This is a genomic window from Planktothrix pseudagardhii (assembly GCF_904830925.1).
Classification (GTDB): Bacteria; Cyanobacteriota; Cyanobacteriia; order Cyanobacteriales; family Microcoleaceae; genus Planktothrix; species Planktothrix tepida.
The window spans coordinates 2,037,468-2,052,240 of the sequence record NZ_LR882967.1; the positions used below are offsets into that span (position 1 = coordinate 2,037,468).

General features: G+C 39.4%; 8 protein-coding genes and 1 pseudogene. 6 read left to right on the top strand and 3 right to left on the bottom strand.

Annotated features, from left to right (window positions below):
* Nucleotides 1-13: 13 nt before the first annotated feature.
* Nucleotides 14-2,473: a carbamoyltransferase HypF gene (gene hypF, locus NMK36_RS08685; protein WP_072721019.1), complete on the top strand. Its 2,460-nt coding sequence runs from the start codon at nt 14-16 to the stop codon at nt 2,471-2,473.
* Here the strand turns inward: hypF and NMK36_RS08690 are convergent.
* On the bottom strand, nt 2,421-2,984 hold the full coding sequence (locus NMK36_RS08690) for a hypothetical protein (protein WP_072721021.1): 564 nt from the start codon (nt 2,982-2,984) through the stop codon (nt 2,421-2,423). The genes hypF and NMK36_RS08690 overlap by 53 nt on opposite strands.
* 861 nt (nt 2,985-3,845) lie before the next feature.
* Between NMK36_RS08690 and NMK36_RS08695 the strand changes: the two genes are divergently transcribed.
* From NMK36_RS08695 to NMK36_RS08715, 5 genes and pseudogenes are all read left to right on the top strand, one after another.
* A complete protein-coding gene (locus NMK36_RS08695) occupies nt 3,846-4,961 on the top strand; it encodes an acyltransferase family protein (RefSeq protein WP_072721023.1) in 1,116 nt (371 codons plus the stop codon).
* 42 nt (nt 4,962-5,003) lie between these two features.
* Nucleotides 5,004-5,615 (top strand): annotated as a pseudogene (gene clpP, locus NMK36_RS08700) (ATP-dependent Clp endopeptidase proteolytic subunit ClpP); the annotation flags it as partial.
* Between the two features lie 306 nt (nt 5,616-5,921).
* Nucleotides 5,922-7,064, top strand: a complete 1,143-nt coding sequence (locus tag NMK36_RS08705) for a polysaccharide deacetylase family protein (RefSeq protein WP_254173546.1) — start codon at nt 5,922-5,924, stop codon at nt 7,062-7,064.
* A gap of 34 nt (nt 7,065-7,098) precedes the next feature.
* The gene (locus NMK36_RS08710) at nt 7,099-8,118 is read left to right on the top strand and encodes a glycosyltransferase family 2 protein (RefSeq protein WP_072721029.1); all 1,020 of its coding nucleotides are present in this window, start codon (nt 7,099-7,101) and stop codon (nt 8,116-8,118) included.
* Nucleotides 8,119-8,188: 70 nt separating this feature from the next.
* The gene (locus NMK36_RS08715) at nt 8,189-9,109 is read left to right on the top strand and encodes an NAD-dependent epimerase/dehydratase family protein (RefSeq protein ID WP_072721030.1); all 921 of its coding nucleotides are present in this window, start codon (nt 8,189-8,191) and stop codon (nt 9,107-9,109) included.
* 128 nt (nt 9,110-9,237) lie between these two features.
* Here the strand turns inward: NMK36_RS08715 and NMK36_RS08720 are convergent, their stop codons facing one another.
* On the bottom strand, nt 9,238-9,993 hold the full coding sequence (locus tag NMK36_RS08720) for a fasciclin domain-containing protein (RefSeq protein WP_072721031.1): 756 nt from the start codon (nt 9,991-9,993) through the stop codon (nt 9,238-9,240).
* A gap of 256 nt (nt 9,994-10,249) precedes the next feature.
* The gene (locus NMK36_RS08725) at nt 10,250-14,599 is read right to left on the bottom strand and encodes a transporter substrate-binding protein (protein ID WP_254173547.1); all 4,350 of its coding nucleotides are present in this window, start codon (nt 14,597-14,599) and stop codon (nt 10,250-10,252) included.
* Between the last annotated feature and the right edge of the window lie 174 nt (nt 14,600-14,773).

The following is a 14,773-nucleotide window of genomic DNA, read 5'->3' on the forward strand; positions in this document are numbered from 1 at the left end:
CTGAGTCTGATCTATGTCACAACCTTCTTCTGATCTCAATTCTCGACAATATCGCTTGCAACTCAGAATTCAAGGAACAGTGCAAGGCGTTGGCTTTCGTCCGTTTATTTATCGTCTCGCAACTCAGTTAAACTTAACCGGATGGGTGAATAATTCCGTTCAAGGTGTCTGTATTGAAGTGGAAGGTTTACGGGAGAATTTAGAACAGTTTCAACGCCGTATTCAACAGGAAAAACCACCTCAATCTGAAATCCAAAGTTTAGACTCGGTTTGGTTACCAACGGTAGGTTATTCTCAATTTGAAATCCACGTTTCTGAATCTACAACTCACGCTCAAAAATCGGCAATTGTATTACCCGATTTATCAACCTGTTCCGACTGTTTACAAGAAATTTTTGATCCTGAAAATCGCCGTTATCAATACCCGTTTACAAACTGTACCAATTGTGGCCCCCGTTATTCGATTATTCAAGCGTTACCTTATGATCGAAATCACACCACAATGGCAACTTTTACCATGTGTTCTGATTGTCAGAAGGAATATAATAATCCTTTAAATCGTCGATTTCATGCTCAACCCAATGCTTGTCCGGTTTGTGGGCCACAGTTAGAATTATGGGATAAAAATGGTTATATAATTGCTAGTTTTCAGGAAGCGTTAAAACAATCGGCGGATATAATTCGTTTGGGTCAAATCTTAGCATTAAAAGGGTTAGGTGGATTTCTTTTAATCGTTGATGCTAGAAACGAAACCGCCGTACAGAATTTACGCACTCGCAAACGTCGCCCCGCTAAACCGTTGGCGGTGATGTATCCTAATTTAGAACAAGTTAAGCAGGATTGTTTGGTTTCTGAATTAGAAGAAAAATTATTATCTTCCCCAGCTTCTCCGATTGTTTTGTTACGTCGAATTTCTCCATTAGGAGGGATAATTTCCCCATCCGTTACACCCGGAAATCCCTATTTAGGGGTGATGTTACCCTACACACCCTTACATCATTTATTATTAGCAGAATTAAATTTTCCCATTGTGGCAACCAGTGGCAATTTTACCAGTGAACCGATTTGTATTGACGAAGCAGAAGCGGTCACTCGGTTGAATCAAATCGCGGATTTTTTCTTAGTTCATAACCGCCCGATTGTTAGACCCATTGATGATTCTGTGGTTCGGGTGATTGCAGGTGAAGAAATGGTGTTGCGTCGCGCCAGAGGTTACGCGCCTTTACCTGTTCCGATTCCAGAAGAGTCTATAGGCGCAGACAGATCCCCATTCTATCAAACTAACTTTAGTTTAGCACAGCCTTCTGATTTGTCAATAGAAACTCCCAAAAAAATTTTAGCGGTGGGAGGACATTTAAAAAATACAATTGCTATAGTATTTAATCAAAAAGCATTCTTAAGTCAACATATTGGAGACTTAGAAAATCCCCAAGCCTTAGCAGCATTTCAAGAGGTGACTAATAGCCTCAGTCAGATTTATGATTTTCAACCGAATGTGATTGTTTGTGATGCTCATCCTGATTATTATTCCACTCAATTTGCAGAGAAGTTATCCCAACAAAATCCCCCCATTCCTTTGATTCGCGTACAACATCATCTCGCTCATATTTTTTCTGTCATTGCTGAACATCATTTACAATCTCCCTTATTAGGAATAGCCTGGGATGGAACTGGATACGGACTAGATGGAACTATTTGGGGAGGAGAATTTTTTCAGCTAACAGAAACCCAAATTCAACGTATTGGTTCTTTTCGTCCCTTTCCCCTTCCGGGTGGAGATAAAGCGGTTTATGAACCTCGAAGAATTGCGTTAGGATTGTTATATGAATTATTCGGAAATTCTATATTTAATCTCAAGATAAATTTAGACTTGATGCAATCTTTCACAACTCAAGAGTTAAAAATTATGCAAACGATGTTAAATCGGAAATTAAATACACCTTTAACATCAAGTGTAGGCAGACTCTTTGATGGGGTGGCTGCTTTATTAGGAATTGCTCAAACAGTCAGTTTTGAAGGACAAGCGGCAATGGCCTTAGAATTTGCCATTGAAGGTTTAGAAACCGATGAATATTATTCTTTTGAATGGTGTGATCTTCCCCAACCTTTAGAAAAAGGGGAAAATCTGAAGTATTTCAATTGGGAATCTACCATTCAAGGGATATTACAGGATAAAATCAACCACAAACCCCTTAATTTAATTTCAGCTAAATTTCATAACACTTTAGTTGAAGCGGTTGTAGAAATAGCCAAAAAATTAGGCGAAAAAACAATAACCTTAAGTGGAGGATGTTTTCAGAATCAATACTTAATTGAACGCATGATTAAACGGCTTTGTCAAGAACAATTTCAGGTGTATTGGTCACAAAAAATTCCTCCAAATGATGGAGGATTAGCACTAGGACAAGCTGCCTTTTTAATTAATCATCAACAATCTGTGCCCAATCGGGGAAAGAAGGCGGAAAAAAGTTAATTTCATAATTGGAATCTTCCCATTCTTGCACCCAAAGGGGGATTTTACCCGGTTCAGGCGTTCGCGCAAATTGTCGTTCTTTGACTTCAATGATCCGAAAGATTTGCTTCAGGGTATCCCCTTTATCTAAAGCTTCACACAACAAATCATCCAGTTCAGGATCAACTCGTTTGACTCTGGTTTTTTCTTCTTCAACCCACAATAATTTCAAAGATTCTAAATTGCGGGGACTCAACTTACTTTTGAAATAGACACGTTTGAGGGTGGCAACGGGATCTAAACTGCGTTCAACGCGACGAATTTGTTGTAAGCGAAGATAATGCCATTCCGCTAATCGCAACCGTTCTTCTGGACTAATTACCCCTTTGCTGGTGGCGTGTTTCAAACCATATTTAGCTTGAGAACACCCCAAATTTGCTAACAGGTGAATTAACTCTCGCTCTTTCGGTGTCGCCTGTCGTCGAACAATCGTATTTGTTGATGCTCGTTGCCTTTTGGTTTCCGTTTGCATTTGTCCACCGACCGTTACTAGAAATACAGTTTCAACTCAACTCATGCAATCCTTGATGATGTCTAATGTGTAAGCCCTATTCTCCGTGACTCATGGGCTACAAACATCCTCAGACTCACGGATGTGGTTGTAGACAAACGGTATGGACTTGAGGACATTCAAGCTTAATCTGGTTAGGGTGTCAAGTCGAACGGAAACACCGAAACAGCTAACACCGCTTTATTGACTCCAGAAAATCTTAATTAACACGCTTAATGATCAATCTACAAGCAGCTTAACCCAAAACCTTAAGCTATGCCTAAATTCGTCATAAATTTAAGTAACTTTCAGAAAAAGTGGGTGATTGCAAAAGACCTCTTGAAATCGTTAAAATCTGCCTGCCATAATCAACATAGACTCGCACACCTTGATCGATCATTCAACTCAGACGTGACTTGTCCATAGTGTCCATGTTTGTCCAACTAACCCATCAGGGGTTCACAGGAAAGCCATCAGGAAGTTGATCGATCTAGGTATCTTGCCATCAGGTGCATCTTTATTTTCCTCAATAGACTCTTACTATGTCTAATCATAGCCTACCGGGTCAAGATCCTTCTCACCCTAGTTTACGCTTTGTGACAATTTTTGTCTGAAGTTAACATCTAGGGGCGAGGAATAATTGATCCGGATTTTCCCTAACCAGTCTTCCCTAAATCCCCATTAACCTCCTTTTTTATATTTTTCAACTATTCACTCAGTCTTCAAAAATTCCATCTCCTTTAATTTAAGTTCATATTATTTATTAATATTATTATTAATATTAGTTAAAATCTTTGAACCCCCACACCGGGCTATAATACCAGGCACGTTTTAGGATGACTTATGCGCCTACAGGCTTTGGATGTGTTTCGGGGAATCGCGATCGCCAGTATGATATTGGTCAATAACCCCGGTAGTTGGGATTTTGTCTATCCCTTGCTCAATCATGCAGAATGGAATGGTTGTACCCCCACAGACTTAGTATTTCCCTTCTTTCTATTTATTGTTGGGGTAGCAATGGCGTTTTCCCTCTTGAAGTATACAAAAGAGTATCGAGATCCAGAAACGAACGTTCCTGAGTCGATTTATTGGCGAATTGCTAAACGATGTGGCATTTTATTTTTATTAGGATTACTCCTGAATGGATTTCCAACTTATAACCTCGCCCAAATTCGGATTATGGGGGTTTTACAACGAATTAGTGTAGCTTATTTTTTAGCGGCGATCGCTATTTTTAATCTATCCCGAAAAGGATTATGGATATTGAGTGCTGCAATTTTAGTTGGATATTGGATAGCAATGCAATATATTCCAGTTCCAGGCTATGGCGCTGGAAATCTAACACCGGAGGGAAATTTTGCCGCCTATATTGATCGCATGATTTTAGGTCAACAACATTTATGGAAAGGGGGAGTTTATGATCCTGAAGGATTGTTTAGTACCTTTCCGGCAGTTGTTACAGTTCTAGCAGGTTATTTAACCGGAAATTGGATTAGAAAACAACCCATTAGAACCTACACCAGTATTAGTTTAATTGTATTTGGAATTAGTTGTTTTGTTGTGGGATATTTGTGGGCGGAAATTTTTCCCTTAAATAAATCTTTGTGGACAAGTTCCTTTACCACTGTTACCGTCGGATGGTCATTACTGCTGTTAGCATTTTGTTATGAAACCTTAGAAGTTCGAGGCTGGACAAAATGGGGATTTCCCTTTAAAGTCATGGGATTAAATGCTCTAACTATCTTTGTCGCTTCTGGTTTTGTCGCTAGACTTCTTAATTTCATTAAAATAGGAAATTCCCCCGAAGCTCCCACTGCTAAAACTTGGTTGTATGAAACCGTCTTTCAATCAATCTTTGGCCCGATGAATGGTTCTCTGGCCTTTGCGATCGCAACTCTTCTATTTTGGTGGGTCATTTCCTATTTCATGTATCGTCAGGGATGGTTTGTGAAAGTTTAAACCCTGGAATCGCTACAATGACAACAGAATGACTATGAGCAGAAAACTCCTATGATTCCAACCGTTATTGAACAATCGGGTCGGGGCGAAAGAGCCTTTGATATCTATTCTCGGCTATTACGCGATCGCATTATCTTCCTGGGACAACAGGTGACAGCAGACCTGGCTAACTTAATTGTGGCGCAGATGTTGTTCCTCGATGCCGATGATCCAGAGAAGGATATTTATCTCTACATCAACTCGCCGGGGGGTTCGGTGACGGCTGGTTTAGGCATTTTTGATACCATGAACCACATCCGTCCCGATGTTTGTACGATTTGTATTGGGTTAGCCGCCAGTATGGGTGCGTTCCTGTTGAGTGCGGGGGCCAAAGGTAAACGGATGAGTCTTCCCCATTCTCGAATTATGATTCACCAACCGTTAGGAGGAGCCCAAGGACAGGCGACGGATATTGAAATTCAGGCTAAAGAAATTTTGTATCTGAAAAAACGCCTAAATCAACATTTAGCGGATCACACAGGTCAACCCTTATCCCGCATTGAAGAAGATACAGAACGAGATTTCTTTATGTCGGCTGAAGAAGCCATGCAATACGGTTTAATTGATCAAGTCATTAACCGTCGTCCTTCTGCATCAAATCCGGTTGTGAGTTAGTTATTCTTGATAACGTGTCGGTTTGAAGACCCCCGCTACACCTTTTAGGTGAGCGGAGGGTTGATAGAAAACAAACCCCAAAATTTGTTCTTAAACTGTTCTAAGCAATTGTTAATTTTTTTAAGTTCAGGGTCTTTTCAGGGTCTTTATCATTGACACCTTAATAGAGAAGGTTTAAATTATAACAATTTGGTTGATTAAAAATCTGTTCAATTATTCACTCTCAACAATAACCAGACTGTTACTAGATTAGCCCAGGATGAGTTTCCAATCCCATTAGCTTGAAACATCCATTAGCCTAACCTTATGCTAAATCAAGTAACCCAAAAAATCAAAAAAGGATTTCAAGAAGTACCCATTGAAATTGGGCGTTTTGTTTCTCATCAATATCCTGATTTTATTACTAACAATCAATTAGAAAGGTTGCAGGATGAAGTTCCTGTTTTTATGTTTCACACGATTTATCCTAACCTATTTAAACAGCAATTAGAATATCTAAAAATCAATCAATATCAAACCCTAGATTTAAAAACATTTATAGCTTTTTTGAAAGGAGAAGTTGAACTGAAGCAACCGTCAGTCTTAATCACAGTTGATGATGGAGAGAAAAGTTGGTATGAAGTTGCCTATCCTTTACTCAAAGAGTATGGATTTCATGCAGTAGGTTTTTTAGTTCCTTTTTATATTAAAGAAAAACCTGAACCGGCTCAAGGGAAAGGCTGGCTTTCATGGCCAGAAGTTATAGAAATGGAAAAAAATGGTGTTTTTGAATTTGAATCTCACAGCTATTATCATGGAAAAATCTTTACTGAACCTAAAGTTATTGATTTTTTCAATCCCGATTATCCCAATAGCTTAGGAATGCAAACCCCTTGGATTAATTATCAAGGTTCCTATACAAATCAGTTGCCTTTAGGCACTCCTATTTATGAAAATGTGGCTCGTTTAAAAGGAAAGCGACGCTATTTTGATCCCCCCGAAATTCGAGAAACGTGCATCAATTGGGTCAAGGATCAAGGAGGAGTAGAAGTCTTTAAGCGTTCCAATTGGAGACAACAACTGCAAAGGGTGTATCAGGAAGCTCAAGAGCAGAATGAACTCGCAGACTATGAATCTGAACAGGAGCAAAAAGAACAAATCCTACTCGATTTAGGGCAAGCTAAAAACCACCTATCCGAACGTTTAAATAAACCCATTGAACACCTGTGTTATCCTTGGGGACAAGGTAGTGAACTTTCAGTAAAATTAAGTCAAGAAATTGGTTATATCAGTAATTTTTGGGATTCGATCCCTCAACGGTCTACCAACCAGAAAGGCGACTCACCCTTGTATACACCTCGAATCAAAGATGATTATCTCATGCGTTTACCCGGAGCAGGCAGAAAACCACTTTGGAAAATTTTCAAAGACAAGCTCAACCGTAGAGCAAAAACCATAGATTTGTATTAATTCCTGACAGTTTTACCCTAGATAAAAAAAAGATATGAAACCCGTAACCGTTGGAATTGTTAACTATAATGGCATGGTTTGTGTTCCTGAAACCTTGTCTGCACTCCAACAATTAGACTATCCCGATTTTGAGGTGATTGTTGCAGATAATTGTTCTACTGATGGGAGTCGAGAATGGATACAGGAACATCATCCCGAAGTGAAATGTCTGTGTTTAGAGTCTAACAGAGGATTACCGGGTGCTCGTCAAGCTCTTTTAGAAACCTGTCAAAATGAATATATTCTGTTTTTAGATAATGATATTGTGGTAGAACCTGACGCTCTAACTTATTTGATGCAAGTGATGGAGAAAGTACCCAATGCAGGAGCTTGTCATCCTGATATTTTAGATAGCCAGAATCCTTTATTCCATCATTATAATGGGGGATGGATTCATTATTTATGTGCATACATTGATCGACCCATACCCGATCAAGAACGAGAAGAATATGAAATTTTTGATGTAATTTCTGCGGGAGCTTTATTGGTTAAACGGGAAACGGCGTTAAAAATTGGCGGGTTTGATTCTGATTACTTTTTTAACTGGGAAGATGGCGATTTTTCGGCTCGATTAACCTTAGCTGGTTATTTATGTTTAAATGTTCCTCAAGCTATTGTTCATCATAAAAGCAAACCCAGGGGTACATCTAAAGCATTTTATATGGTGCGGAATCGCTGGTATTTTATCATTAAACTTTATGATTGGAAAACTTTGATTTTAGCTCTCCCGATGCTGATTATTTTTGAGTTTTCTCAAGCTTTACTGTTAATTGTCAAAGGAGCTTTTAAAGATTATATCCGAGGGAATTTAGCTGTTTTTCAAAATCTCCCCATGCTTTTAGAAAAACGAAAAGAATTCCAAAAATTAAAAATAAAATCTGACCGTGAATGGCTCAGAAGTGGAGAACTTTATATTCCTGAAACCTTAGTTAAAGGAAGTTTCTACACTCTTTTAATACAAATTTATAATGGTATTTTCGGAATTTATTGGCAAATCATTAAACCGTTTTGCTAACTAAGATAAACAACGGATCTTGAAATCCAGGTTAAATCAAAAGTCCATATTGAACAAATGTCAAGTAAATATGAGAAAAATTTTGGTAACAGGTGGATGTGGCTTCATCGGCTCGAATCTAATTGATGCACTCATTAAAAATGGACATCAGGTTAAAGTCTTAGATGACCTTTCAACAGGTAAGATGGAGAATTTAAACCCTGATGCTCAACTGACTGTAGGAAGTATCACTGATGCTGATACTGTCAATTCAGTAATGCAAGATGTAGATGCTTGCTTTCATCTAGCAGCGATCGCCTCCACTCAACTGTCAAATCAAGATTGGCTTGGTACTCATCAAGTTAATCTCACAGGAGCCATTAACATTTTTAATAGTTGTCGCCAGACTCAGATTCCTATCGTTTATGCTTCGTCTGCTGCTGTATACGGAACCACAGAACCAACAAAAATTCAAGAGTCTTTTCCCAAAAAACCTTTAACAGCTTATGGAGCAGACAAGCTGGGATGCGAATTGCACGCTGCTGTAGCTGGTCATATTCACGGTATCCCAACTTGTGGCCTTCGATTTTTCAACGTTTATGGCCCTCGACAAGATCCGAGTTCCCCTTATTCTGGGGTCATTTCTATTTTTTGTGATCGGATTACTTCTGGCAGCCCCATCAACATATTTGGAGATGGAGAACAAACCCGAGATTTTATATTTGTTGAGGATGTTGTTCGTTATTTAATTGCTGCTCTAGATCGTACAACGACTGCCGCACCTGTTTTTAATGTCTGTACCGGAAAAGGCATCTCTATCAATGAACTCGCTCGTACTGCTATGCTAGTTGCCAATCAAACCGTACCGATTAAATATCAACCTCTTCGCGAAGGAGATATTCGTCACTCCATTGGCGATCCCACAGCAGCCAATCAGTATTTTAATATTCAAGCAGAAACTAGCATTCAAGAAGGATTGCAAAAACTTTTTAATAGCTTTAATGTTAATTAATTTGTTCAGGTTGATAATAGTGTAGACTGTTCCCTGCTATCAACTCAAAAACCCGGTAACTTTTAAGAAACCGGGCTTTTAGATGATCTCAAAATCGATTAATCTTGAATTTGAGAACTCCTTAAATTTTATTGAGCTTTAGGAGCAGGAGTTTCAGGGGGAAGAATGACAACCTTGATCACATGAATAACACCATTGCTGGCATTAATATCCGGTTGAACAACTTCAGCACCATTAACTTTAACTTTGCCTTCAGCCACTTCTAAATTAACCGGATCTCCTTCAACTGTAGCGACTTCGCCGGGTTGAATTTCAGCCGAAGCGACTTTATTCGGGAGAATATGATACTGGAGAATTTTAGCCAATTTTTCTTTATTTTCTGGCTTCATTAACTCTTCTAAAGTTCCCGCAGGTAAGGCGGCAAAAGCTTCATCGGTAGGGGCAAAAACGGTGTAATTGCCTGCACCAGATAGGGTTTCTGTTAACCCAGCCGCTTCAACGGCTTTAGTGAAGGTACTGAAAGAGGGGTTGCTGCTGGCAATTTGAACAACGGTTTCTGACTCGTTGGAAACTAAAGCTGCATCTGTTCCAGTATTTTCGGAAGCAACGGCAGGAGTTGTGGTAGCTGTGCTGGCTGTAGCATCAGCACCCGGAGAGGGGGAAGCAGTAGTAGCTGTACTGGCTGTGGTATCAGCACCTGGAGAGGGGGAAGCCGTGGTGGCTGTTGTTGTAGAGGTTGTAGACTCAGGAGTCGTGGCTGCTTGTTGAGTCGCAGGTTGTTCAGGGGTAGTATTGGTGGCAGTAGGCTGACCACAGGCTGCCAGGACAGCGACACTGCTGACAGTTGCTAATAAAGTCAGAAATTTTTGGGTTGTTTGAGCCATGCTATTCATAATTTAGGCGTTTTGTTTGTAAACAGGTACACAAACTGCGTATGTAATTCTACGCATAGTAACATATCTTCACAAAATTTCAAGTCCTGTTGCAAAATTCAGTCTCCAAACCGCCTCAACCCCTGAAGGCTTTAAGTTACCGAGGAATGCACCTCGAAAAATTTCCGCTTGCCAGATTTGCTAAAATGGCAGATTCTTGTCTCAAAACACTTGAAGAAATTGGGGGATAATTCTAACCTTCATTTTGTTAGAAAAATTGGCGTTGGGTCAACCAATAGGTGAGCATTTGTCCCCGACCCTTAACGTCAATTAAACCCCGTTCTTCAAAGTTATATTTCCCATTGAGCAGGTTTTTGGTGGTAGCCGTGACTTGGATTTTTCCTCCTTCCCCTTGAGATTCCATGCGGGAGGCAATATTAACGGCATCTCCCCATAAATCATAAATAAATTTTTTCGTGCCAATTACACCCGCAACAACCGGCCCTGTATTAATGCCAATTCTTAAATTAAAAGATTGGTTCGTTTCTCGTTGAAATCGTTGAATTTCTGCCTGCATATCTAAAGCCATTTCTGCCATTGCTTCTGCATGGTCTTCACGAGGCATGGGTAAACCTCCAGCGACCATATAAGAATCTCCAATGGTTTTAATTTTTTCTAAATTGTGTTTGTCGGCTAATTCATCAAAAGCCGAGAAAATTTGATTGAGTAAATCGACTAATTCCGATGGAGAAATACGGGCGGAAAATCCGGTAAAATCGACAATATCAGCAAACATAATCGTAGCTTGTTCAAAGCGTTCAGCAATTGAATGGGGGTTTTGTTTGAGTTGTTCTGCAATGGATTGCGGTAGAATATTGAGTAATAACCGTTCCGATTTTTCCCGTTCTGCTTTTAAGGCTTCTAAAACCCTGCGTCGTTCTGTTGTATTGCGAGCGACCCAAATCACACAGTTATCAGGCATGGGAGAAACAGTTGCAGCAAACCAAACTTCATCCCCTGCCATGAAATCAGAGGAATTAGGTGCATGATGTCCGGGTTCAGATTCGGCCGAATTTAAACTATATTCAATATTTAAAGTTTGCTTTGTTTCTAATACTCTTTGAATTTGGTCATAAAATAAAGCGGCATGACTCGGAGGAAAAACTTCAAATACACTTTTGCCAAGACGTTCCTCCGTAGGACTATATAAAACTTCGGAATTGGTGCTCACAATCTTTTTATATCTTCCTTCTCCATCAAAAACCGTAATTACATCGGTCATCGCCGCAAATAAGGCTCTTAATTCTGCTTCTGATTCTCGTAAAGCGACTTCAATCCGGGTTCTTTCGGCTATTTCTCGAACTAATTGATGGTTGGCTTCGCGTAAAGCAGCCGTCCGTTCTTCAACACGGATTTCTAACTCTTCCATTGCCTTTTGCAGGGCAACTTCAGCTTGTTTTCGCTCATTAATATCTTCAACAGTTCCTTCATAATAAAGTAAAGTACCCGCTTCATCTCGCACCGCAAACGCATTTTCTGAAATCCAAGTCAACTGTCCATCTAAGCGACGAATTTGGGATTCAAATCCTACAATTGACCCCTGTTCTTCTAAGAGTCGAACAAACTCTTGACGACGTTGGGGTTCAACATACAATAGATCTTGAATATTCGTTAAATTTTCCATTAATTCTTCAGGAGATTGATAGCCATAAATTCGAGCTAAAGCCGGATTTGCACTTAAATACACTCCTGTCGGTGTACTTTGGAAAATACCCTCAACGGCGTTCTCAAAAATGCTGCGATAGTTTGCTTCTGCTTGTTTTAAAGCTTCTTCTGCTTGTTTGCGTTCAGTAATATCAATTCCCACAAAGAAAGCCGCTTGATTATTATTATATTTATGAGCCACAATTAAATAGTTTCGAGGTTTGCCTTTAATCACGGACATTACTTCCTGATAAGCATCTCTTTCGGACTGATGAAAAAAGCCTTGAACGAAACTATTAAACTGAAAACTAGCTTTTAAAAATCCAATATCTTGACCGACGAAATCTTCGGGTTTTAAGTCAAAGGTTGATGCTAAATAACGATTAACTCCTAAATAGCGTAAATCTGAACTAATCCAAGAAACTGTCCCTGGAATCACATCTAATACCGCTTCTAATTGATCTTGGGTTAATCGTAAGGCTTCTTCTGCATTCTTACGCGCCGTAATATCAATTCCGACCACAAAAGCCGCTTGATTATTATTATATTTTTGAGCCACCATTAAATAATGTCGTACCTGTTCATTAATAGAAACAGAGAGTTCTTGAAAGGCATCAATAATCGAACTATCAAATAAATGTTGGACAAATTGAGTAAACTCAGAATTGTCTCCTAAAAACCCAATATGTTGACCGATAAAATGTTCTTTAGGCAAGTTGAACATATCCGCCAACCGTTGATTCACTTCGATATAACGCAAATCTGAACTAATCCAAGAAACACTTCCAGGAACTGCTTCTAATACCGTTTGTAATTGATCTTTAGCCGTTCTCAAGGATTCTTCAGCTTGTTTTCGAGCCGTAATATCAATTCCAACGACAAAAGCTGCTTGATTATTATTATATTTTTGAGCAACGATTAAATAATGTCGCCATTTTTTTTGAACTTTTGTTCTCACTTCTCGATAAGCATCAATTTCAGGACTCTTAAATAAATCTTGTACAAAGTCTTGGAATTCAGAACTACCGCCTAAAAACCCAATATGTTGACCTACAAAAGCTTCCCTAGGCAGGTTAAACATCTCCGCTAACCGTTGATTAACTTCGATATAACACAAATCTGAACTAATCCAAGAAACCGTACCGGGAACGGCTTCTAGTACCGTTTGCAATTGATCCTTTGCCGTTCTCAAGGATTCTTCAGCTTGTTTTCGAGCCGTAATATCAATTCCGACCACAAAAGCCGCTTGATTATTATTATATTTTTGAGCCACCATTAAATAATGTCGCCATTGACCCTGAATTAGGGTTCTCACTTCTCGATAAGCATCAATTTCAGGACTATCAAATAAATCTTGTACAAAGCCTTGGAATTCGGAACTGGTTCCTAAAAAGCCAATATGTTGACCGATAAAAGCCTCCCTGGGGAGATTTAGCATATTAGCTAATCGGTCATTCACTTCAATATAACGGAGATCTGAATTAATCCAAGAAACGTTACCCGGAACTGCATCTAAGACCGTTTGCAGTTGATCTCTAGCTATGCGAAGTGCACTTTCAGCTTGTTGATGTTGCACAATTTCTTGCACTAAACTATCATTCGATTCTTTTAAAGCTGCTGTGCGTTCTGTCACTTTATTTTCTAATTCTTCATTGGCTCTTTGTAACGCTGCTTCAAATTGTTTTCTGATTTCAATTTCCTGTTGAAGTTGAGCTTTTGTAGCTTCTAATTCTATAGATTTTTGCTCTAACTGTTCGGCGCGTTCAATTCCTTGACTCACTTCAGCTAATAATTCAAAGACAATATCAGAGGCATTAAAATTAGCTTCATTAAACCCTAACCAAGGTAAAGGTTTAATCGGTTGTTCACTGGTGTATAAAACCTCAAATTGCTGATTCGGTAAAACTTGACCAATTCGGCAAACTTTAGCAACATGATGATTTGTTTCTAAACGAACCAACCCACCCGGAGCGAGGAAACGCTGTCCGTAGGAGGCAATACGAATGCGTTCCACATCAAAGGACTCTGCTAATTCAACAGATTGTTTCCATAGATAAAGTTGACTATAAGCCGTTGCCATAGGGTCATTTGTAACCCGATCTTCTCCATAACGGTGTTTAAAGGATTGGACAAATTGATGATTTTCTGGAGTATTGAGACTTTGAAAATAATGAAAACAACTTAAATGACCAATCGCCGCATTGTGAAGTTGTTGAACTTCATCTTCCGATAAAGAAGTTGCTAAAATCGGGATCTCAGAAGCGCGAATCCCACTTTCATAAAATTGGCGATAAAATACTAAATTGCGATCGCCTCTTAAGGTATTAATAATAATATCCGGTTGCGCCTGCCGAATACGGGTAATAATCGGTTCAAAATCCCGTGTCGAAGAAGGAACATAAGCTTCTCCTACAACCTGTCCCCCGTGAGATCTTAGGTGAACTTTCATCAATTTATTTAGAGTATGGGAAAACACCTGATCCCAACCCAATAAATAACACCGAATCTTTTGATTTCGCAGTAACCAAGTAATTGTGGCTTCAACTTGTTGATTCGCACAAAATCCGGTATAGAAAATTTGGGTACAATTTTCCAATCCTTCATAAGGTGCTGGATACCACAATTGAGCATTAAAATTTTCCAGCACCGGTTTAACCCCATGACGGCTGGCTGAAGTCCAACACCCAAATAAGGTGGTTAGATTCTCCTGTTGAATCAGTTTTTTTGCTTTTCGCTCAAACGTGAAACAGTCTGAGGCTCCATCCTCAATCATTGGCTCAATGATGTGTCCTAAAACCCCACCCTGAGCATTAATTTCGGCGATCGCCATTAATTCTGCTTCTAGCAAAAGCCTTTCCCGATAAGCCATTGCTCCACTGAGAGAATGCAGTAACCCGACTCGTACACCTGGCATAATTGATTAACGGCTGGTAGAACTAAACTTTCAATTTCGGGTAAGATAGCCGCACCCTCAAATTTCTTTACCCTGATGCCCCACCTATTGATAGACTGTCCTATCACAACAGTCTAAGCTTCGATGAGCTTAAATCTCTAATGCGATAATTTAATGATCTTAGCAGCAAATTTT